We start from the raw sequence: 19,794 nt of genomic DNA on the forward strand, positions 1-19,794 counted from the left end.
CGAATAATAGGTAAAGTATGTCCGATTGCCGCAGCCGTTATTAGTTTTTGACCCAGCCTTTGCGGTGGGCGTATACGGCCAGCTGCGTCCGGTCTTCCAGGCCGCATTTCATGAGCAGGTTGCTGACATGCGTCTTGACCGTCTTGATGCTGATATGCAGCTCTTCGCCGATATCTTTATTCGTCCGCCCCTCCGCGATAAGCAAAAGAACTTCCTTCTCCCGCTCGGTCAATCCTTCGTCCGCGCCTTGAGCGGCATGCTGGCGCAAGCCTCTCGTCAACGCCTGCGATACGTCCGCCGTCATGACCGGCATCCCTTTAAAAGCGCCGTTCAGCGCATAAATGAGTTCCTCCGCGGAAACGGTCTTCAGCACATAGCTGACGGCCCCCGCTTGAATCGCCTCGAATACTTTGTCGTCCTCCAGAAAGCTTGTCAGCATCACCACTTTAATCGATGGATAACGGGCCGCGATCTCGCGCGTAGCTTCGATTCCGTCCATGACGGGCATCATCATGTCCATCAGAATCAGATCGGGACGCTCCTCTTCGGAAGCCGCTTCCAGCTGCTTGAGGGCATCCTGCCCGTTGGCCGCTTCGGCCACGATCTCGAAACTGGGCTCCAGCATCAAATAAGTGCGTAGTCCCGTACGAACCATATCATGGTCGTCCGCAATCATGATTTTGTACGTTCCGGCTTTAGCGTTCATGGGATAAGCTTCCTTTCCATATTTTCGGAATCGTTACCTTTACTTTCGTTCCGCTTCCCGGTTTGCTAATAATTTCGGCCGTGCCGCCAAGCTTCTGCGCCCGCTCCTGCATCGTCGACAGCCCGTACGAGGCGCGCTTCACCTCATCCGGCCGGAAGCCCAAGCCGTTGTCCTGCACCGTCATGACGATTTGCCGCTCGCTTTCGGCAAACGTCAGGCTGCAGCGGTCGGCGCCGGCATGCTTGACGACGTTCGCCATCGCCTCCTGAACGATCAGAAACAGCTGATGCTCCTTCGCTTCGGAAAGCCGCTCCTCGATGCGCCAATCCAGCTCGCCTTGAATGCCGTTCTGCCTGCAATAATCCGGGAACCATCTGTCCAGCGCTTCCCTGATCGTCCGGTTCTCCAGCTCCATCGGCCGGAGCTGGGCGATAAAGCCGCGCATTTGCTTCTGGGCCAGCGTCGACATGTGAATAAGCTGCTGCAGCACTTCCCCGGCTTTCTCTTCGTTGATTTGAAGCAGCTTGGGCAGTGAGCTTGCGGACATATGAATCGCGAACAGCTGCTGGCTGACGGTATCGTGCAAATCCCTGGCGAGGCGCTTCCGCTCTTCCAGCACGGCCGCCTCGTTGGAGGCCGCCTCGAGCATAATTTGCTCCTCGCCCGTTTTTTGCAGCCACTTCATCCGCTCTTCCAGCACGCTTGCCAGCTCGTTAAATTCCCGGTTTGCGCCTGCCGCCGCAAGCTCCCCCGTCTCGGGCAGCCGAAACTCGTAATTGCCGTTGGCCAATTGTTTAAACGCCAACTGAAACGCATCGATTCTCCGGTAGACGGTCTGGCTGAACCAGTAGCCGCAAGCCGTGCTCACAAGAAGCACCGCTCCGCCGGCGGCCCATATCGCTTGCGCCGCTCTGCCTTCGCTTACGAGAAACGACCAGACGGCAGCCCCGATCAATGCGGAGAGCATCGACGAAAGCGCGAATTTCCATATGATTTCCCACTTGCCGCTGCGAAGCAATCGGACCATCATGCTTTCGTTACCCTACCTTCGTTACGCGCACATCGCCCAGGAAAGTGCTGACGACGAGCTTGATTTTTTTGTCCGTGTCCTGATACCGGGGAGAGTGAATGTTGACCGAATGGAAAAGCCCGCCTTCCTTCTGGCCGAAAATCTTCACGTCGCCCGCAAAAGCGCTGGAAACGACCTGCACGCCGACATCCGGATCGTTCGGAATATAAACCTTCACATCACCTATAAACGTAGAAATGTTAATTTTTGTTTCGCCGGGGTTGATTTGCGCTTTGGTCAAGTCCAGCGTCGTATCTCCGATAAAATGCGAAATATTGAGCGGCTTCAGCTCCCAGTAGCCATCCCCGATATGAATGTCCCCGATAAACCCGGATTTGTTCAGGGTCCCGGGATCGTAGCTCCAATACTCTTCCTTATATGCATGCTTATGGTGATGCTTGAATTCATGCTTCATCTGCTTGACCTGATGCTTGAACTGCTTCTTCCGCTGCTTCCAATCGTACGTCTCGTCTTCATGCGCATATTCTTCGGTTCGTCCTCCCGCAAAAGGCTCCTCATCCCGCGCGCCGCTTGTCTCATCCTTCGGCCTCGTCGGGTCGGGGTGAAGCGGCGGAGCCGGAGGCACGTCGTAATCGTCGTCGAAGCGGTCGCCGAAACGTCCGTAAGGCCGCCATTCCTCGTCGTCCGGCCGTGTTTCCCTGCGGCTGGGCCGCGGCTTCCACAGCATTTTGATCCCGATCAAAATAATCGCGACAGGCCACAAATTCATGAAAATTTCGCCGAGCGACCAAGCGAACCAGCTCAGGTTATGCCCCAGAAACACGACGCCGAGCAATATAAGGAAGATACTGCCGAAAGCCGAGCCTTCCCTGGAAAACAATCCGTTAAAAAGCCCCGTCAATCCGATCAATATTAAAATAACCGGCCAGAACGTGGAGATAATATAAGCCAAATTTAAATCTCCAAGCTCAAACTGAACATATCCGGTTTGCCTGAGCAAGAACAAAACGCCGATCGCAATGACGATCAAGCCTATCATGATTCGGTTAAACGAAAACCGGCCTTTCACATGACTTCAACTCCCGTAACGTAAATTCTTTCGGTCAGACGTTCCGACGCAACGGTTTATACGTTGTTCCGGTTTAATTCCAGTATAGCCAAGGCTGTCTATTTCCGTAAGGGGACCCCCGATTGAAATCGCTCTCGGTCCAGGGACGGAGGGAACGACAGTCTTTACCAAAACCGCAAAAGAAATCATTAAAACCTTACGTATCATGTCAAGTTATAGGAGGTAAAACGTTGACTTTGCTGCCAACCCTACTTATAATGATGAACGAATTCGTCGAATGGGAGTTGTCATCATCGTGGAACTAATAGAGCTTTCGAAAGGGCTGGACACCGTCTGGGTCGTCCTGACGGCTGCGATGATTTTGCTGATGGAGGGCGGCTTCGCCCTGCTCGAAGCGGGATTCGTCAGACAAAAAAACGCGGTCAGCATCATTATGAAAGTATTTGTAGACATCGTGTTTGGCGCGCTGGTCTTTTATGCGTTCGGTTTCGCCCTGATGTACGGTGCGGACGCCGCGGGCTTGATCGGCACAAACGGCTTTATGCTGAGAGGGGACTTGTCCCATATCAGCTTGAACATTAGCCATGAAACGTATTGGCTGTTCCAATGCGCGTTCGTTATCGCCGTTATCTCCATCGTCTCCGGCGCGGTCGCCGAAAGGATCCACTTCCGCGCGTATATTTTGCTTACGATCGCGATGACCGGCTTGATCTATCCGCTCGCCGGCCATTGGGTATGGGCCGCAGGCGGCTGGATCGGCAAGCTTGGCATGATCGATTTCGCCGGCTCCGCCGTCATTCATGCGCTGGGCGGGTTCGCCGCGCTGGCCGCCGCCTTATTCATCGGGCCGCGAATCGGCAAATTCGGCAAGGACGGCAAAGCGAACATCGTGCCGCCTTCCAATCTGCCGCTCGCTTCGGTCGGCGCCTTCATATTATGGTTCGGCTGGTTTGGCTTCAACGCGGGAAGCACGTTAAGCGCAACGAACGAGTCGATCGGCCATATCGCCGTCACAACGATGCTCTCCGCAGCGGCCGGCGGAGCCGCATGCATTCTGTTCACCATGTTCCGCTACAAAAAAGCCGATCCGCCAATGGTCATTAACGGCTCGCTTGCAGGACTCGTCGGCATTACGGCCGGATGCGCCTTCGTATCCGACGGAGCCGCCATTCTGATTGGCGCCGTGTCGGGCGTTGCGATGGTGCTCGTGACCGAATGGCTGGAACGCCGGCAAATCGACGACCCTGTCGGCGCCTTTGCCGTGCACGGCGTAAGCGGCAGCATCGGCACGCTTGCCGTAGGCTTGTTTGCGTTACCGGAGCTCGCTTCCGGCGTCGGCCGCGGCTATTACGGATTGCTCTACGGCGGAGGCTGGAGCCTGCTTGGCGTGCAGGCGCTTGGCCTTGCCGTCGTCGCCGCCTGGGGGTTTCTCATGTCGTGGGCTGCCCTTTGGCTCATTAACCGCGTCGTCCCCGCCCGCGTTTCGAAGGACGAGGAGCTTGTCGGGCTGGACGTCGGCATTCACGGCGTTCCCGCATACAGCAGAGAGCACGGCTTTATCGATTTGGATCAGTTGAAAGGTAACTAGCCGCTCGGAACGTTCAACTTGGCGGCAAACGAACACAAGCCGCCCCGATCGCCGGGGCGGCTTGTGTTTTTTGGGGGGGGGGGCGACACGAAAGCCTTCATTTTATTCCAGATGGCGAGCCAGATCGTCAGGCAAACTCACCATATCTCCTGGAGCGGAACCAAGCTGAATGGCACGGGCGTTCTCCAGCTCCATCCGCAATTCCCGGACCTTCTCCATCGGCTTCTTCACAAAATGAATATACTCTACGGCCAAATGATGGTCCGGCTTCTTGCCGGATAAGAAACGTCTGAGCGTGGACATGGACTGATAAGCCCGATCCTCGGCCAGGCGGCGTTTTTCGTAACGTTCCACCATTTGCTCGATCTCTGCGATTTCTTGCTCTTTCTTGGAAATATAAGCATCGATAAAAGGCAGCACCTCGGCTGCGATTCGTCGGTTCGAAGCGTTGTATCCGGATGCTAAAGGTTCGTTCATGTCAAATCACCTATCTCAATATGTGATTAATGATTACATAAGCAATCATACAATAGAAATAGGCGATTTGAAAACTGTTTTTTTGGCTAAAAAGATGTAAGCGGCATCAACCAAGCCGCCTCCATACGGCTTCATACGCAAAGAAAGGAGCCCCTCATCAGGCTCCTTTCCGCCGGAATCCGGTCACGGATTATTGCGCCGGTCCTTTATTTTTTTCTCGACGTTTTTCGGATTGTTGCTCGTGTTCGTGTTTCCCCACACCTCTGCGACTCCGGTTAATTCGTCGAGCTTGCTGTTTTTATGTTTAGCCATGCGGCTTTCACCTCCTCGGGCGATTCGTGCGCGTAATGCCAAGGGCTCATGCTGGCGGAACCGTCTAGGACCTGACGTCATCCTGCGGGATCGGCAAACCGGCCTCGACCGCTTTATTTAAGTCGTTAAGCCGTTTTTGAGACAGCTTGCCGTTTCCGAGGTCGATGATTTTTACCGTTACCGTCCGTTTGCCCCATTGCTTGTACACCTGCTCGACCGTTTCGAAATACAGGTCGATTTTCGGCCCTTTGATGGCCGAGCCCGTATCCGCCACGATGCCGTAGCCGTAGCCGGGGATAAACAGCAAAGTGCCGATCGGAAACAGCTTGGGATCGGCCGCTATCGTCGATACCCGGTCTCGGCGGACTTTAACGCCGGAGTAGGTAATGCCGTACTGCGGATGGCCCGGGCGCTTGCCCGTCGACTCCACGCCCGCGGTATAGCCCGTGGCCACGACCGTGTATGACGCGTTCTCGTCCGGCTTGCCTGCTTCCTTGGCCTCCGTCTGTCCGTTATGGCGGACGCCGTGCGGATGGAGCGCGGAGGCCTCTGCCGACGCCGCAAAAACGGCAAACACGAGCAGCACGGCCGCCATGCGCGGCAGGCCGGTTTTTCTAACCGCAACAAAAAAGCTTGTCACCATTTGGGCAGCTTCCTCCTCAGAAGAAATCATACCCAAACGGCGCAAGCTTCATTCACTAGATTTGTTTCGTGCGGATTTCATCGTTCATGAGCGCAATCAAATCCTCGACCGGCTTCGCTCCGATATCGCCTTCGCCCCGCTTGCGGACAGATACCGTGCCCGTTTGCGATTCGTTTTCGCCGACGACAAGCATATACGGTATTTTCTCCAGCTGCGCCTCGCGGATTTTATAACCCAGCTTCTCGTTGCGCAGGTCGCTTTCGGCGCGGATGCCTCCCTCGAGCAGCTTGTCTTCCACCTCGCGCGCATAAGCCTCGTAAGCGGCCGATACCGGAATGACCCTCGCTTGAACCGGCGACAGCCACAGCGGCAGCGCGCCGGCGAAGTTCTCCAGCAGGAACGCGGTCATCCGCTCCATCGTGCTGATGATGCCGCGGTGAATGACGACCGGACGATGCTTATTGCCGTCATTGCCCACATATTCCAGCTCGAAGCGTTCAGGCAGCAGGAAGTCAAGCTGCGCGGTCGAAAGCGTCTCCTCCCTGCCGAGCGCCGTCTTGATCTGCACGTCGAGCTTCGGACCGTAAAAGGCCGCTTCGCCTTCGGCTTCGAAGAACGGCAAGCCCAGCTCTTCTACGACTTCGCGAAGCATGCGCTGCGACATTTCCCACATCTCGTCGTTCGGGAAATATTTCTCCGTATCCTTCGGATCGCGGTACGACAGGCGGAAGCGGTATTCCTTAATGCCGAAGTCCTCGTACACTTTACGGATCAAGTTCACGACGCGCGCGAATTCTTCCTTGATTTGGTCCGGACGGCAGAAAATATGGGCGTCGTTCAGCGTCATCGCGCGAACCCGGTGAAGGCCCGTGAGCGCGCCGGACATTTCATAGCGGTGCATCGTGCCGAGCTCCGCGATTCGGATCGGCAGATCGCGGTAGCTGCGCATATCGCTTTTGAACACCATCATATGGTGCGGGCAGTTCATCGGACGAAGGACGAGCTCTTCGTTGTCCAGTTCCATCTTAGGGAACATATCCTCGCTGTAGTGCTCCCAGTGGCCGGACGTCTTGTACAGCTCCACGTTGGCCAGCACCGGCGTATAGACGTGCTGGTAACCGAGCTTCTCCTCCAGGTCTACGATGTAGCGTTCCAGCGTGCGGCGGACTTTGGCGCCGTTCGGCAGCCAGAGCGGCAGCCCTTGGCCGACTTCGCGGGAGAACGTAAACATTTTCAGCTCGCGGCCTAGCTTGCGGTGATCCCGCTTCTTCGCTTCTTCGAGGAAGTGCAGATGCTCTTCGAGCTGCGATTTTTTAGGAAACGCCGTACCGTAAATTCGCTGCAGCATTTTGTTCTTCGAATCCCCGCGCCAATACGCGCCCGCCACGCTGAGCAGCTTGAACGCCTTGATCCGCCCCGTCGAAGGCAGATGCGGCCCGCGGCACAAGTCGAAAAACTCGCCCTGATGGTACATCGTAATGACCGAATCCTCCGGCAAATCTCGGATCAGCTCAAGCTTCAGGTTGTCGCCGAGTTCGGTGTAAATCGCAATGGCTTCTTCGCGGCTGACGACTTTGCGGCGGATATCCAAATTTTCTTGAACGATCTTCTCCATTTCCTTCTCGATCTTGACCAAATCTTCAGGCGTAAGCGATTGGTCCATGTCGATATCGTAATAGAAGCCGTCCTCGATAACCGGACCGATGCCCAGCTTCACGTTCGCGTCCTTGTACAGCCGCTTGATCGCCTGCGCCATCATATGCGCCGTGCTGTGACGGTATACTTCCAGCCCTTCGGGCGTTTCCACCGTAATGATGGACACTTCCGCATCCTGCTCGAGCGGCGTGTAGACGTCGACCACTTTGCCGTTCACTTTGCCGGCAATAGCGTTTTTGCGGAGTCCCGGGCTAATCGAACCGGCGATATCTTCTATCGTCGCGCCTTTTTCATACTCTCTGACCGCGCCGTCAGGCAACGTTACTTTGATGCTCATCATTTCCATCCTCCCGATAATAAATCGACTATAGCCGGCGGAGACGGCACAAAAAAAAGCACGCATCCCCGCAAAGGGACGAGTGCTTGTCGCTTACCCGTGGTTCCACCCAGCTTCAACCGCTTCCGCCCGCAGCATGCGCCGCGTCAATGACAGACCGCAGTCCTTTCCTATTCTGTAACGGGAATTCCCGGCGCAGCTTACTAACCGGACCTCTCATCCGTCCGCGTTCAACTGCACGGCTACAAAGGGGTATAGTTGCGCCGCTCCGGAGAATCTTGCAGCCGTTGGATTCTCTCTCTGGACGGACTTAAACGCAAATACATGTCTTTGTCATGGCCTTTGCTTCAAATTTCGTCTATACGCAAAATTATAGCGGCGGCGGACGGTTTGGTCAAGCGGATGAAAGCGCGGCAATCCTTTCCGGCAAGCGGCGGCGGGACTTCAGGACTGCGCATTATCCATTTCGTCCAGACGCTTGGCGCACGAGGCGCATTTCACGCATAGCTGGACGCGCCGGTCGAATATCGATTCGATCGTGCGGATGACCTGCGCCTCCGGCTGCCGGGTGTGGATCGTGATCATTTTCGGCGATACCGATATAAGCGAGCTGATGACCATGTCCTCGATATTGATTTCGGTCTCCAGCATTTCGGCTACGACCCGGTCCGTATGGGGCTTCGCCTCAAAGCGTTGAAACCGTTCGTTGTACATTTCAAACTCATGGCCGCCTTTATGAACCAAATGGATCTCGGGCACCTTCGTTTCCTGCAGGCATACGAAATATTTCAACAACGATATAAATTCCTGATATTGCTTGTCAAGCACGTATTCGTCCATGGCATACTCGACGATTTCGTTTAATTCGGACCGGTACGCTTGAAGCCGGAAATCGATTAAGCCCGTCAAATTTACGAGCGTATGCTCCCGCAAATAAAGCTCGATCTCGTCCGCTACTTTCGCCTTGCGCCGCTTGGCGTCCGCATCGCGAAACTTGACGCCGAGTCCATCCGTCTCCGTTCCGTACAGCAGGTCTTGGCAATATTTCGCAAGCACGGCCGCTTCGTTGTCCCAATTGCGGTATTTGCGCTGGATCAATCGGTTCAGAACTGCCGATTCCAGGTACGTCACGAAATATTCGGCCAAAGCTTGAGCGGCCGTGCGGTAAACGGCGGCGCCATGCTCCAGCAGCTTAAACTCAGGGAGGACGGCCCGGCAATCAATACGCCTTTTGTCCGGCGATAGCTCGAATCGAATGATTCGGGTGCCTCCCGCTTCGCGGATTGTATGTAAATCCTCGGCTGCGCGTTGGACCAGGAGATTGTGCAGCTCCCCGAGATCTCCTTCGAATCCAGAGCCCGGCATGACGGCAAACAGTTCCATGAGCTCACCCCTTTCATCCCTAACAGTATATGGTCCCGTTAAAGGGGATATACGATGAAGAAGATGGGTTGAAAGGGAGGCCCGTTCCGGTAATTCCGGCTTACGTCACTGAGCAAGCTATCCTTCCGGATTTTCCAGCCTCATGAAATATCCGTTGCCGCCGCCGATATAAAGCCCGCCCCGGTCGGCATTGATCATTCCGTTTCGCTGCTCGTTTTCGCGCAAATCCGGATAACCGAGAATGGTCATGCCAACGCGTCCTTTGAACGCCCCGTCGCTTTTGCCGACCTGCAGTAAATCGGATCCGTATGGAAACAAAACCGTGTCTTTCAGAACAAACGGCCGTGCAGCGAGTGGGTAGCCGATGTCCTGAACCGGTTCGCTCCGTATCGGCATCCGCCAAACCGGTTTGCCGTCCGACAAGCGTAAGGAAGCAGGTGCCCCGTTCCATATAAGATATATACGGTTCCCTTCTATTGCCGCGCTCCCGCCTTTCCCTTCCAGCGACCAAAGCTTTCGCCCGGCGGAGCCGTCATAAAGCTCGGTGTACGTCCGATTTTCATTATCCGGCCCAGCGCTTTGCCTCTCAATAAGCAAATAACCGTCGCCAATCGCCGTAACGCGCTCATCCTGCATCGGATAGCGGGAAAGCTCCTTTCCGCTCTGTAAATCAAGCCATACGAAATCGCGGCCGAGAAGCAGCCATTTGCGGCGTATGGGAGAAGGCCGGAATAGATCGATTTCCGGTTCCAGTACAAAGGATCCATAAACGATTTCCCGGAGAGCGGGCTCGATGTCTTCGAACGTCCATGCCGTTTTCCCCGTCATCGGGTTCAGCGCCAGCAACGTTCGGCCCTGAAGCGCAAGAACATAGGGAGCCCGCCAGCGGCTTCCGTTTAGCACCTCATACGTTTCGGAGAAACGCCTCTGCCATAAAATCGTTCCGTCCTTGTCGTTGATCGCCGTGATGCCGTCATTGCCATAAAAAACAATCGCGCCCTTCGTGCCCGCTATGCCGCTGTATTCCTCGTTCCAATCGTTGCCCGGCTCGTAAACCCATTTCACCTTTCCGTCCCGCAAGCCGACTTGCCGAAGGCGGGTAACGTATTCTTTTCGCCCGGGGTCATAGCGGGTCAGCACCGCCGCGGCATCGCCGGAGGCGGATAGAAGCGCGTCGCTCCCCCCGAAGCCGGCGTCGATCTGCCACAGCTTATCGCCCGATTCCCGGTCGACCGCAAATATGGCAGAAGCGTTATGCATTCCGCTGAAACCGCCGTCGTCGCCTTTCAAGAGCAGCGTATTCCCGTTTGCGCCCAGCAAAAAGTTGAAATTCAAATCATATTGCCGGCTCCACTTCACTTTCGGCCGCACCGACGGCGGGAAGGCGATGGCACGCCGTTCATATTGAAAAAGATCCCGGTAGAACGAATAACCTATATCTTCTTCTCCTCCCGAAGGCAGCAGCCACCTCACGCGCTCCAGCTTCCCCTGCTTGGAGAACGATGCGATCAAGTGGCCGTCCGGACGCTCATAACGCCAGCTCTCACCGGTCCGCAGCGGTTCCGGAGGACTGGTCAAGCTCTCGGACGGCTCGATTATATCGGGCTCCCCAAGCAGGACAGCCGCAGCCGCAGCCTCCATTCCGCGATACAGCATCGCTTCCGTGAAATGTTTTGCCGTCCCGGTCGGCAAGGAGGAAGATGCCGCCATCAGCCCTTCTTGCAGCTTCTCTTCCTTCTGTACGTCTACATCCCGAACCCACAGCAAATAGGGATACAAACGCCTTTCATCGGGATAAGGTCCGCGAGATTCGAGCATAAGGCCGATCCAATCGTTCCATCGCATGACGGAGAACCATGCGTTGTCGTCTCCACCCAGCTTGCGGCTGCTATTCGGCGCGATATGCATATTCGACCCGGACTTCAGCCAAATGCGCGACGGATGAACGTAATAAGCCGTCCGCGCTTCATCCGAGGCATACCATGCGGGCAGCCATACATCTCCCTGCTCAAATGATTTTGCCGCTAGAAAATCGCCGGACGCTTCCGAAACCGTATAGACGTCTCCGACTTCGCCGTAGTCATCCGCCCCCTTATCGAGTACATCCGGATTGCCGAACCATACGGGAGCGGCAGCCTTCAGCGTAACCGATTCGCCGGCCCGGAAAACCGCCGCTCCCTGAGACGCTATCGGTTCCGGCGAAGATAGGGGAAGCGTCGCAATTCCTGCAGCCGGATTCGAAAAAGGCGGGAGCGAATCGTTTGCCGTCTCCAGATACGTCTCGGACATTCTCCCGCCGCCCCAGTAATACCCGTTCCAAATCAAAATGGCGAGTGCCATAATAACAAACAGTAAACGCGATACGAAACGCCGGCCCGTCATAGGAACCCAACCCGCTTTCATCCATTTATTTACTGTTAGACGAAGACGGTTTACAAAGGTTGCGGATAAACTTTAGGTTTGTATGATCCGGTCGGAAAGGGCGGCAGATGAACGCGAAGAAAACTGTCGAGTCGTGCCCGTTTGCGATACATCCGGCTTTATCCAGCGCCCAGTCATGGGACCCGACGGACCGGCATCGGCTTCGTAAACGAACTTGCCGCGCAGCAGCGTCGCGGCCACCTTGCATTCAAACCGGAAGCCTTCGTATAAGCTATGCGGATGCCGGTAATAGAGAAGGTCCCGGCTAAGCACATAAGAGCTTTCCGTATCGATAATGACCAAATCCGCTTCGAGCCCTTGCTCGATCGCCCCCTTCCTCCCCCTCAGCCCGAAACGCCTTGCGGGGTTTTCGGATAGCAGCTTCGCCAATTGCGGAAGCGGAATGCCGCGTTTTTTCCACCCTTCGCCAATCATAAGCTCAAGCGTTTGCTGCGCGCCGGCAATGCCGCCCCATGGCCCAAAATAATTCCCGTCCGGCACGGCCTTGAGCTCGGGAGGACAAGGGGAGTGATCGGAAGCGATCATGTCGATGCGATCTTCCGCGATCAGCCTCCACATTTCCTCGCGCTCCTCGGCGCTTCTAAGCGGAGGGGAGCATTTGGCTTCTGAGCCGATGCGAACCGCATCTTCCGCCGTAAACGCCAAATAATGCGGGCACGTTTCCAGCGAAACGTCAAGCCCGCTTCGCTTCGCCTCCGTAATCAGGCGAACAGCCCCGGGCGTGCTGATATGGACAAAATGCAAGGAACAGCCTGTCTTCGCCGCCAGCTCCAACGCGTATCGCACGGCTTCCGTTTCCGCTTCGGGCGGGCGCGATTCCAAATAATCGCGCATCGTTACCGCTCCGGCCTGCTTTTTCGATTGAGCCAGCCGGGAGACGATAGGCTCGCTTTCGGCGTGCAGCGCCAATATACGGTCCATGGCTGCGATCGTTTCCATCCCTTCGACCAATGTACGGTGGTCCACGTTCAGGAAACTGCCTTCCCCGGTATCGGACGGCGCCGACAGGAACGCCTTAAAACCCGCGACACCCGCTTCCGCGAGCGGACGCAAGTCGGCTGCGTTACCGGGAACAAGCCCTCCCCACAGCGCGTAATCGACGTATGAGCCGGAATCGGCCGCCGCCTTCAGCTTCAGCCGGAGCGCCTCCTCGGTTACGGTCGGGGGGATCCCGTTTAACGGCATATCGATAAACGTCGTGCACCCGCCTGCAGCAAGCGCCGCCGATCCCGTCTTGAATCCTTCCCAATGCCCGAGCCCGGGTTCGTCCAGATGGACATGGACGTCGATCGCACCCGGCATGACGAATTTGCCGGAGGCGTCGTACACCTCCTCCGCCAACATCCTGTCCAGCGAATCGGAAACCGCCGTTATGAGCCCCCCTTTAATGCCGATATCCGCAATGACAACCCGATCCGGCAGCACAACGCGGCCTCCGGCAACAATAAGTTCCCACTCTTTAGTCATTCTGTGATCTCCTCCCCGCTGATTTTCATCCTGACGCAAACAGCCCCGGAGGTTAAAGCCGGGGCCGCCGCCAGCGCCGCTAAGGGGCAAGGCTCGAATCGATCTCCTTAAGCAAGCTCAAATCCATATAGGATGAAACTTCGGGCACGGATTGAATATTTCCGGTAGACAGCAAATAATCCATGACGCCTTGGCCGTTGCTGCCGTTTAAGAAGGTGTCGCCCGCTTCCATCGTATATACGTTGCGGCTCATAATGTCCGTCAGCTCCGCCTCCGTCAAATGAAGCTCGGGCGCGAGCAGCTTGACCGCTTCCTCCCTGTTGTCGTTAATATAAGCGGTCGCCTTGTTTAAAGCCCGAAGAATGGCTTTAATCGTATTAGGATTTTTCGCCAAGTAGTCGTCCGTTGCTTGGATGGTCGTATGGACGCTCATCCAGTTGACGTCGCCTTGTTTCTCCGGCAGCTCCGACTTGGTGCCGCTGAACAGGAAATGGCCGCCCGCGTTGATCGCTTTCGTAATAAACGGCTCCCAAGCCGCCATCGCGTCGATATCGCCCTTCTCGAGCGCAACGACCGCGTCGCTTGGCGCCAGATTCACGTACTTGATTTTGGAAGCGTCGACGCCAAGCTCCTTGGCCATGTTGTCGATGGCGATTTTGACGTCAGCCCCGCTCGGAATGCCGATCGTTTTGCCCTCTAAATCCTTCGCGCTTTCGAGCACCAGGTCTTTACCGCCGACGACGGCTTGCGTACCCGCGATTTGCGCTAGAGGAGCCACGATTTTAACGCCAATCCCGTTGGATTTCAAAATAATGTCCATAAAGTTCGTCTGAATGCTAATAGGGGCGCTGCCTCCCGATACCATCGGGCCGATATCCGGACCGCTTTCGATCAGCTGGCTCGTTACGTCCAGTCCTTCTTCCTTGAAATAACCCAACTTGTCGGCAATAATTTGCTGCGACGATATTTGTGCGTCGCGAACTCCCACCAGCGTCACCTTCGTCGTTTCCAATTCCGGGGCGCCGGTCTCGGCGCTCGCAGACTCGGTCGGAGCCGCCGAGGCCGGAGACTCGGAGGATGCCGGGGTGTTACCACCCGAGCTGCTGCCCGCGTTTCCGCCGCATGCGGTTAAGGTTACCGTAAGAATAAGCGAAGCAATTAACGACAAGCCGAATTTTCTTTCCTTTTTCTTTACCATGTCTCTCCACCCTCTACTCTTCTTTTTATGGTCTTGCCGGTAACAAAGCCGATTTCGCCATTGTTAAGCGCCGGGGTTATTTACCCAAGGCGTCGCGTATTCCTCCTTTCCGCCAAGACATCACCCTTCTCTCGACCAGCTTCAACAGCTGCGAGAACAGGCTGTACTCGAGGCCGATTAATACGATGGCCACAAACATGTTCGATATTTTAAAATAATTGCGGGCATCCACGATAATATAGCCAAGCCCCGAGCTGGCCCCCATCATTTCCGAAACGATGAGCGCCGAGAAAGCTAACCCGAGTCCTACCTGCGAACCGACCAAAATGTTCGGAATTGCCGAAGGCAATATGACCCGGGTGAAAATTTGCCGCTGCGAAGCCCCTAGGCTTGTGGCCGAACGGATGAGGAGCGGATTTACCGACTTAAGCCCATCAAGCGTATAGGTCAGCATTGGCACAAACGTCGTCCATGCGATCAGTAACACTTTCGGAAATTCTCCGATCCCGAACCAAATAATAAACAATGGAAGCAGCGCAAGCGCCGGTATCGGCCCCGTCAAATTCAGAAGCGGCGAAATCCAAAACTCGACAATCCGAAAACGGCTCATAAACATCGCGATGGCGATAGCAGTCACAGTGCCGAGCAGAAACCCTTGCGCGATGCGGAGTGTGCTGGACCATAAGCTGTCGGCGATGATACCGGTTTGCGCCAATTGCCATCCGTTACGAATGACTTCCGTCGGAGGCGGGAAAAACAGCGGATTAAACCAATGCGCCGCGATGTTCAAACGGGATAGAATTTCCCACAATAGAAAAATCGCGATATAAGGAACGAAGGAGCTGAACGTCCAAGTTTTGTTTTTGCCCCGGAGCTGCATTTGGGCGGAGTCGGCCGCTCCGGTCCGGCGGATTGCCGTTTTTGCTTGGCTCATGAGCTCACCTCCTGTACCGCTTCTTCCTCCCCGTCCATCAGGACGGATTCGATCTCGGTCATCAGCCAGCCAAACCGGCTGTCGTGGAACGACCTCGGGTGCTTCATGCCTACCTCAAGCACGGAGGCGATTTTGCCGTGCTTCATCACAACGACGCGGTCGCCGAGCGAAATCGCTTCGCTGATGCTGTGGGTGACGAACAGAACGGTGGGCTTGACCTCTCTGCATATTCGCAGAAGCTCGCGCTGCATGACGTCCCTGGTCAAAATGTCGAGCGCTCCAAACGGTTCGTCCATCAGCAGCATGTCGGGCCCGGCCGCCAGCGCTCTCGCGATTCCTACCCGCTGCTTCATCCCTCCGGACAACTCATGCGGATAATGCTTGGCATAGTCATCCAAGCCTACGAGGCTTAAATAATGCCGCGCGCGCTCTTTGGCTTCTTTTTTGTTCATCCCTTGCACTTCCGGGCCAAATGCGATATTGTCCAGCACGTTATACCACGGAAACAAGGCATGCTCCTGGAACACGACCCCCCTCTGCTTCGACGGACCTTTGACCGGCTTGCCATCTACCGCAATCGTCCCGCTATCCGGGGCGATAAAGCCCGCTACCATGTTCAGCAGCGTCGATTTGCCGCACCCGCTATGCCCCAATATGCAAACCAACTCATGAGGCTTCACCGTCAAATGAATGTGATCCAGAACCGTCCTGCCGTTAAAGCTTTTGTTCACTCCGTCCACGACCAGTTGCATGGGTTACCCCTCCCTTTTGAGCTTTCGCCCCCGTTTCTCGATCTTGCTTACGTAAATAATTGGATATTCTATTGCACTCGAAATTACATCCAAGATTGTATACAATGCACTCCCAAAAAAAGGGGATCCTTCAGGCCAGCCGCGGCTTGAAAATATCCGCAAGCGTGCCGGGCTCCTCCCAGCCTTCGCCGTAATCCAACGCTTCCTCCAGCTCTTTTAGATGAACGGCCATTAATCTGGCCGCTTTATCCTCATCGCGCGACTGGATAGCGCCGAGAATGTCTTTATGATGGTGGCAATGCGTCGGTCTTCGTTGCCCGTAAAACGCGATAATGACGTAGGAGAGCGATACGAGCTCCTCCAAATATTTGCTGTAATACGAGTTGCCGGACAGCTGCGCGATCCGGATATGGAAATCGCCCGAGATGCGGAGCGCTCCGAACAAATCGCCGCGGCCGTTCGCCTCCATCTCATCCTTCAGCATTTGTTCCAGCTGCTTGCGCTGGGTTTCGTCCATTGTGCGGCATAACCGTCTGATGGCGGCGTCTTCCACCACCCTTCTCATTTCGAATACTTCCTTCGATTCGCTGACGGTTGGGCACCATACGAAAGTGCCTTTGTAAGGAACGACAGATACAAGCTTTTCCGTCGCAAGCCGCCGAAAAACGTTACGCACCGGCGTGCGGCTTACCCCAAAAGACTCCGCGATCACCTCTTCAACCAGCTGCATGTTCGGACGAAGTCTCTGGTCAATAATGGCTTCCTTAATGGCTTTATAAATTTCCGCTTCGGAAGGCGGGATCATTGTCGATTCCTCCTCGCGCTGCCGCGCTTTGATCTGCCTCCATGGTAAAACAGCGATACCTTCACGTAAATATACATAACGCAAATTCCGCCCGTTTTAGTGAAGCCTAACGAATAATACCGCTTACATTTAGCGGATTGCACAATAAGAGGTTCTAATTTTGATGAAAATATAACATTTTTATGACACAAAACTAACACCGATACTTAGGTGGCCGTCAGACACTTTTACTCGGACAGGTCAAAGCGTGCCGAATTATCCGGCTCCTGCCAAAAACGGATCGTCTGTCCGCTACCAGCGACCGGCGGTTTATCCTTATCCAAGCAGCGGATCGGCGGCTCATCCTGTCCTCCGGGAATTCGCCCGGCGAAATATGCGAAAAAAGGCATCTCATCCGGGATAGCCCGATGAGATGCCTTGTGTCCATAATTGTATTAATTTTGCATAATAAAATCTTTCTCAACCGTGTCGCTTTCGCTGAACACTTTCAAAATTTCGTACTTCGTATTGCGCTGCGCCGGCGTCTTGCCCGCCGCCCGAATAATATCGAGCGTGGAGCTAATGTTCACCTTGTGCGTCGTACCTGCGGCCGATACGACGTTCTCCTCGATCATCGTGCTGCCGAAATCGTTGCAGCCGTAATGAAGCGACAGCTTGCCGATTTCCGGTCCCATCGTCACCCAGGACGATTGGAAATTGTCGATATTGTCCAGCATGATGCGGCTGATCGCCACCATCTTCAAATATTCTTCCGGCTTCGATTTCTCGCGCTTCATGTTCGTGTTGTCCGGCTGGAACGGCCAGCAGATGAACGCCAGGAAACCTTTCGAATCGTAGCCGTTCGCGATGCATTCGTCCTGCGCGTCCCGAATGCGCAGCAAATGCAGCGCCCGCTCCTCCATCGACTCCCCGAAGCCGTACACCATCGTCGCCGTCGTGTTCATGCCGAGCTTGTGGGCCGTCTTCATCACGTCCATCCAATCGGTCCACGAGCCCTTCAGACGGCTGATTTTTCTCCGCGTCCGGTCGTCCAATATTTCCGCTCCGCCTCCCGGCAGCGAATCAAGCCCCGCTTCGTGAAGCTGCCGAACGACCTCTTCAAGCGACAGCCCGTTCGACACATCCTTCATCTTCTGGATTTCGGCCGGCGAAAACGAGTGCATCGTAATGTCCGGAAAATGCCGTTTAATTTCGCGCAGTACATCCAAATAATAGGTGAAAGGCAGGTCGGGATTCGTGCCGCCTTGCATCAATATTTCCGTACCGCCGACGTCGACGGTTTCCTGAATTTTTTTCAAAATCGTTTCGTTTGGCAAGACGTAGCCTTCATCGGAGCCTGGCCTGCGGTAAAAGGCGCAAAACCTGCAGTACACGTCGCATATGTTCGTATAGTTAATGTTGCGGCCGACGACAAATGTCGTCACCGGCTCCGGATGGCGCCGGAGCATCAGCTCGTTGGCGACTTTTCCCATTTTTTCGATTTCGTCGGACTCCAGAAGCTGTATGCATTCCTCCAGCGATATGCGTTCGCCTTGCAGCGCTTTGTCTAGAATTGAATCGATTTGCGGCATTTTAAAAATTCCTCCCCTGCCCATAACTAAAGCCTTCTCATAAGCAGAAACGACTTGAATAGAGCGTAGCTGATAAATCCTTATGTTTACAACAATCGTAACATACTTTCCGCTCCCGTGCTAGAAGAGGGCAATTTCCGTCGTGTACAGAAGAGCTGAGGCAAGCGCGAAATCCCGGCGGATAAGCACGCGACCGCAAAAAAAGTTCCCGGCCGCAGTGTGGCCGGGAGCTTCAAAAATCCGCTATATGCGGGTCACCCGCGCAGCGCTTGTTCCAAATCTTCCATCAGATCCTCGATGTCCTCGAGGCCGACGGAATAGCGGACGAGGCCGTCCGTAATGCCGCGCTCGAGCCGGACTTCCTTCGGCATTGCGGCATGCGACATCATGGCCGGATAAGACAGGATGCTTTCCACCGCGCCGAGGCTGACGGCGACAAGCGGCAGCTTCACTTTGTTCAGCAGCCTCTTGGCCCGCTCGCCGCTGCCGACGTCGAACGATACGACCGCGCCGTACCCGGAAGATTGGCGCTCATGGATCGCCCGGCCGGGATGATCCGGCAAGCCCGGATAATAGACGCGCTCAACCTCCGGATGGCGGCTCAGCCAATCGGCCAGCTTGCGGGCGCTGCGTTCGCTATGCTCCATACGGGCCTGCAGCGTCTTCATGCCGCGCATGAGCAGCCACGACTCCTGCGGCGCAAGAACGGTGCCGAGACCGTTCTGCAGCTGCTTCAGCCGCCGGCCGGTGTCTTCGTCGGCGGCGACGGCCAGCCCGGCCAGCACGTCGCTATGCCCGCCGAGAAACTTCGTTGCGCTGTGAAGCACGACATCGACGCCAAGCTCGATCGGCCGTTGATGATACGGCGTCATGAACGTGTTGTCGAGCATCGTGAGCAGGCCGTTCCCCTTCGCCCACGCCGTCACTTCGGCAATATCCGTAATTTTAAGCGTCGGATTGGAAGGCGTCTCCATAAATACGGCTTTCGTATTCGGCTTAAGCGCCGCTTTCACTTGTTCGATATCGGTCATGTCGACGAATGTCGTCTCGATATTCATCCGCGACAAGATCGTCGTTAGAAGGCGGTATGTACCGCCGTATACGTCTTCGGTCACAATGACGTGATCGCCGGCCGACAGCAGCATGAACGCCGTCGATATCGCCGCCATGCCGGAGGCAAACGCGAAGCCGCGATGGCCGCCTTCCAGCAGCGCGATATATTGCTCCAGCGCTTCGCGGGTCGGATTGCCCGAACGGCTGTAATCGAATTCGGGCGGGTTGTGTATATCGTGATGATGGAACGTCGAAGCCTGGATAATCGGCGTGCTGGATGCGCCGGACGTTTCGTCGATCGCGCCCGCGAAATGCAGCAGCTTGGTCGCAAATCGGCGGTTGTCTTCGTTGCCGGTCATTTCGCTCATCGG

The 19,794-nt window shown here is 55.5% G+C and carries 17 protein-coding genes; 1 reads left to right on the forward strand and 16 read right to left on the reverse strand.

The window, feature by feature from the left end; all coding sequences use genetic code 11:
* Positions 1-40: 40 nt before the first annotated feature.
* Genes ACFSW5_RS02490 through liaF form a run of 3 tightly spaced genes read right to left on the reverse strand, consistent with a single transcriptional unit; the run spans position 41 to position 2,805 of the window.
* Positions 41-706, reverse strand: a complete 666-nt coding sequence (locus ACFSW5_RS02490; protein ID WP_379269387.1) for a response regulator — start codon at positions 704-706, stop codon at positions 41-43.
* Positions 696-1,736 (reverse strand): sensor histidine kinase, encoded by a 1,041-nt coding sequence (locus ACFSW5_RS02495; RefSeq protein WP_379269390.1) that lies wholly within the window; start codon positions 1,734-1,736, stop codon positions 696-698. Before ACFSW5_RS02495 ends, ACFSW5_RS02490 begins: the two co-directional genes overlap by 11 nt.
* A gap of 7 nt (positions 1,737-1,743) precedes the next feature.
* The gene (liaF, locus tag ACFSW5_RS02500) at positions 1,744-2,805 is read right to left on the reverse strand and encodes a cell wall-active antibiotics response protein LiaF (RefSeq protein ID WP_379269392.1); all 1,062 of its coding nucleotides are present in this window, start codon (positions 2,803-2,805) and stop codon (positions 1,744-1,746) included.
* Between the two features lie 295 nt (positions 2,806-3,100).
* Here liaF and ACFSW5_RS02505 point away from each other — a divergent pair, with 295 nt between their 5' ends.
* Positions 3,101-4,393, forward strand: coding sequence for an ammonium transporter (locus ACFSW5_RS02505; RefSeq protein WP_379269395.1), 1,293 nt, complete (start codon positions 3,101-3,103; stop codon positions 4,391-4,393).
* 102 nt (positions 4,394-4,495) lie between these two features.
* Here ACFSW5_RS02505 and ACFSW5_RS02510 read toward each other — a convergent pair whose 3' ends face one another.
* The 13 genes from ACFSW5_RS02510 to ACFSW5_RS02570 all read right to left on the reverse strand — a co-directional run bounded on the left by ACFSW5_RS02510 (position 4,496) and on the right by ACFSW5_RS02570 (position 19,791).
* A complete protein-coding gene (locus ACFSW5_RS02510) occupies positions 4,496-4,870 on the reverse strand; it encodes a hypothetical protein (RefSeq protein ID WP_379269397.1) in 375 nt (124 codons plus the stop codon).
* Positions 4,871-5,053: 183 nt separating this feature from the next.
* Positions 5,054-5,182: a hypothetical protein gene (locus ACFSW5_RS02515; protein WP_379269399.1), complete on the reverse strand. Its 129-nt coding sequence runs from the start codon at positions 5,180-5,182 to the stop codon at positions 5,054-5,056.
* Positions 5,183-5,246: 64 nt separating this feature from the next.
* Positions 5,247-5,825, reverse strand: coding sequence for a 3D domain-containing protein (locus tag ACFSW5_RS02520; protein WP_379269401.1), 579 nt, complete (start codon positions 5,823-5,825; stop codon positions 5,247-5,249).
* 55 nt (positions 5,826-5,880) lie between these two features.
* The gene (gene thrS / locus ACFSW5_RS02525; RefSeq protein ID WP_379269404.1) at positions 5,881-7,818 is read right to left on the reverse strand and encodes a threonine--tRNA ligase; all 1,938 of its coding nucleotides are present in this window, start codon (positions 7,816-7,818) and stop codon (positions 5,881-5,883) included.
* A 444-nt stretch (positions 7,819-8,262) separates the two neighbouring features.
* Positions 8,263-9,201 (reverse strand): putative sporulation protein YtxC, encoded by a 939-nt coding sequence (locus tag ACFSW5_RS02530; protein WP_379269406.1) that lies wholly within the window; start codon positions 9,199-9,201, stop codon positions 8,263-8,265.
* Between the two features lie 117 nt (positions 9,202-9,318).
* Positions 9,319-11,490 carry an outer membrane protein assembly factor BamB family protein gene (locus ACFSW5_RS02535; protein ID WP_379269409.1) on the reverse strand — a complete coding sequence of 724 codons (2,172 nt, stop codon included), beginning with the start codon at positions 11,488-11,490 and terminating at the stop codon, positions 9,319-9,321.
* 165 nt (positions 11,491-11,655) lie between these two features.
* Entirely contained in the window at positions 11,656-13,110 is a 1,455-nt protein-coding gene (gene allB, locus ACFSW5_RS02540; protein WP_379269411.1) for an allantoinase AllB, read from the reverse strand.
* Between the two features lie 79 nt (positions 13,111-13,189).
* Positions 13,190-14,308, reverse strand: coding sequence for an ABC transporter substrate-binding protein (locus ACFSW5_RS02545; RefSeq protein WP_379269413.1), 1,119 nt, complete (start codon positions 14,306-14,308; stop codon positions 13,190-13,192).
* A 76-nt stretch (positions 14,309-14,384) separates the two neighbouring features.
* Positions 14,385-15,242 carry an ABC transporter permease gene (locus ACFSW5_RS02550; protein ID WP_379269416.1) on the reverse strand — a complete coding sequence of 286 codons (858 nt, stop codon included), beginning with the start codon at positions 15,240-15,242 and terminating at the stop codon, positions 14,385-14,387.
* Positions 15,239-15,994, reverse strand: a complete 756-nt coding sequence (locus ACFSW5_RS02555) for an ABC transporter ATP-binding protein (RefSeq protein WP_379269418.1) — start codon at positions 15,992-15,994, stop codon at positions 15,239-15,241. The genes ACFSW5_RS02550 and ACFSW5_RS02555 overlap by 4 nt, the downstream gene beginning before the upstream one ends.
* Before the next feature lie 130 nt (positions 15,995-16,124).
* Entirely contained in the window at positions 16,125-16,799 is a 675-nt protein-coding gene (locus tag ACFSW5_RS02560; RefSeq protein ID WP_379269420.1) for a GntR family transcriptional regulator, read from the reverse strand.
* A gap of 434 nt (positions 16,800-17,233) precedes the next feature.
* On the reverse strand, positions 17,234-18,370 hold the full coding sequence (mqnC, locus tag ACFSW5_RS02565; protein WP_379269422.1) for a cyclic dehypoxanthinyl futalosine synthase: 1,137 nt from the start codon (positions 18,368-18,370) through the stop codon (positions 17,234-17,236).
* A 254-nt stretch (positions 18,371-18,624) separates the two neighbouring features.
* A complete protein-coding gene (locus ACFSW5_RS02570; RefSeq protein WP_379269424.1) occupies positions 18,625-19,791 on the reverse strand; it encodes a trans-sulfuration enzyme family protein in 1,167 nt (388 codons plus the stop codon).
* Positions 19,792-19,794: the final 3 nt, after the last annotated feature.

Source organism: Paenibacillus thailandensis (assembly GCF_042685365.1).
In the GTDB taxonomy this organism is placed as follows: domain Bacteria; phylum Bacillota; class Bacilli; order Paenibacillales; family Paenibacillaceae; genus Paenibacillus_AP; species Paenibacillus_AP thailandensis.

Bases quoted from the DNA above. Each gene is read 5' to 3' on its own strand.
- ACFSW5_RS02555 (WP_379269418.1), bottom strand. From the start codon at position 15,994: ATGCAACTGGTCGTGGACGGAGTGAACAAAAGCTTTAACGGCAGGACG.
- ACFSW5_RS02520 (WP_379269401.1), bottom strand. From the start codon at position 5,825: ATGGTGACAAGCTTTTTTGTTGCGGTTAGAAAAACCGGCCTGCCGCGC.
- ACFSW5_RS02495 (WP_379269390.1), bottom strand. From the start codon at position 1,736: ATGATGGTCCGATTGCTTCGCAGCGGCAAGTGGGAAATCATATGGAAA.
- ACFSW5_RS02560 (WP_379269420.1), bottom strand. From the start codon at position 16,799: ATGATCCCGCCTTCCGAAGCGGAAATTTATAAAGCCATTAAGGAAGCC.
- ACFSW5_RS02530 (WP_379269406.1), bottom strand. From the start codon at position 9,201: ATGGAACTGTTTGCCGTCATGCCGGGCTCTGGATTCGAAGGAGATCTC.
- allB (WP_379269411.1), bottom strand. From the start codon at position 13,110: ATGACTAAAGAGTGGGAACTTATTGTTGCCGGAGGCCGCGTTGTGCTG.
- ACFSW5_RS02510 (WP_379269397.1), bottom strand. From the start codon at position 4,870: ATGAACGAACCTTTAGCATCCGGATACAACGCTTCGAACCGACGAATC.
- ACFSW5_RS02515 (WP_379269399.1), bottom strand. From the start codon at position 5,182: ATGGCTAAACATAAAAACAGCAAGCTCGACGAATTAACCGGAGTCGCA.
- ACFSW5_RS02535 (WP_379269409.1), bottom strand. From the start codon at position 11,490: ATGTCCGAGACGTATCTGGAGACGGCAAACGATTCGCTCCCGCCTTTT.
- ACFSW5_RS02570 (WP_379269424.1), bottom strand. From the start codon at position 19,791: ATGAGCGAAATGACCGGCAACGAAGACAACCGCCGATTTGCGACCAAG.
- ACFSW5_RS02545 (WP_379269413.1), bottom strand. From the start codon at position 14,308: ATGGTAAAGAAAAAGGAAAGAAAATTCGGCTTGTCGTTAATTGCTTCG.
- ACFSW5_RS02490 (WP_379269387.1), bottom strand. From the start codon at position 706: ATGAACGCTAAAGCCGGAACGTACAAAATCATGATTGCGGACGACCAT.
- thrS (WP_379269404.1), bottom strand. From the start codon at position 7,818: ATGAGCATCAAAGTAACGTTGCCTGACGGCGCGGTCAGAGAGTATGAA.
- ACFSW5_RS02550 (WP_379269416.1), bottom strand. From the start codon at position 15,242: ATGAGCCAAGCAAAAACGGCAATCCGCCGGACCGGAGCGGCCGACTCC.
- mqnC (WP_379269422.1), bottom strand. From the start codon at position 18,370: ATGCCGCAAATCGATTCAATTCTAGACAAAGCGCTGCAAGGCGAACGC.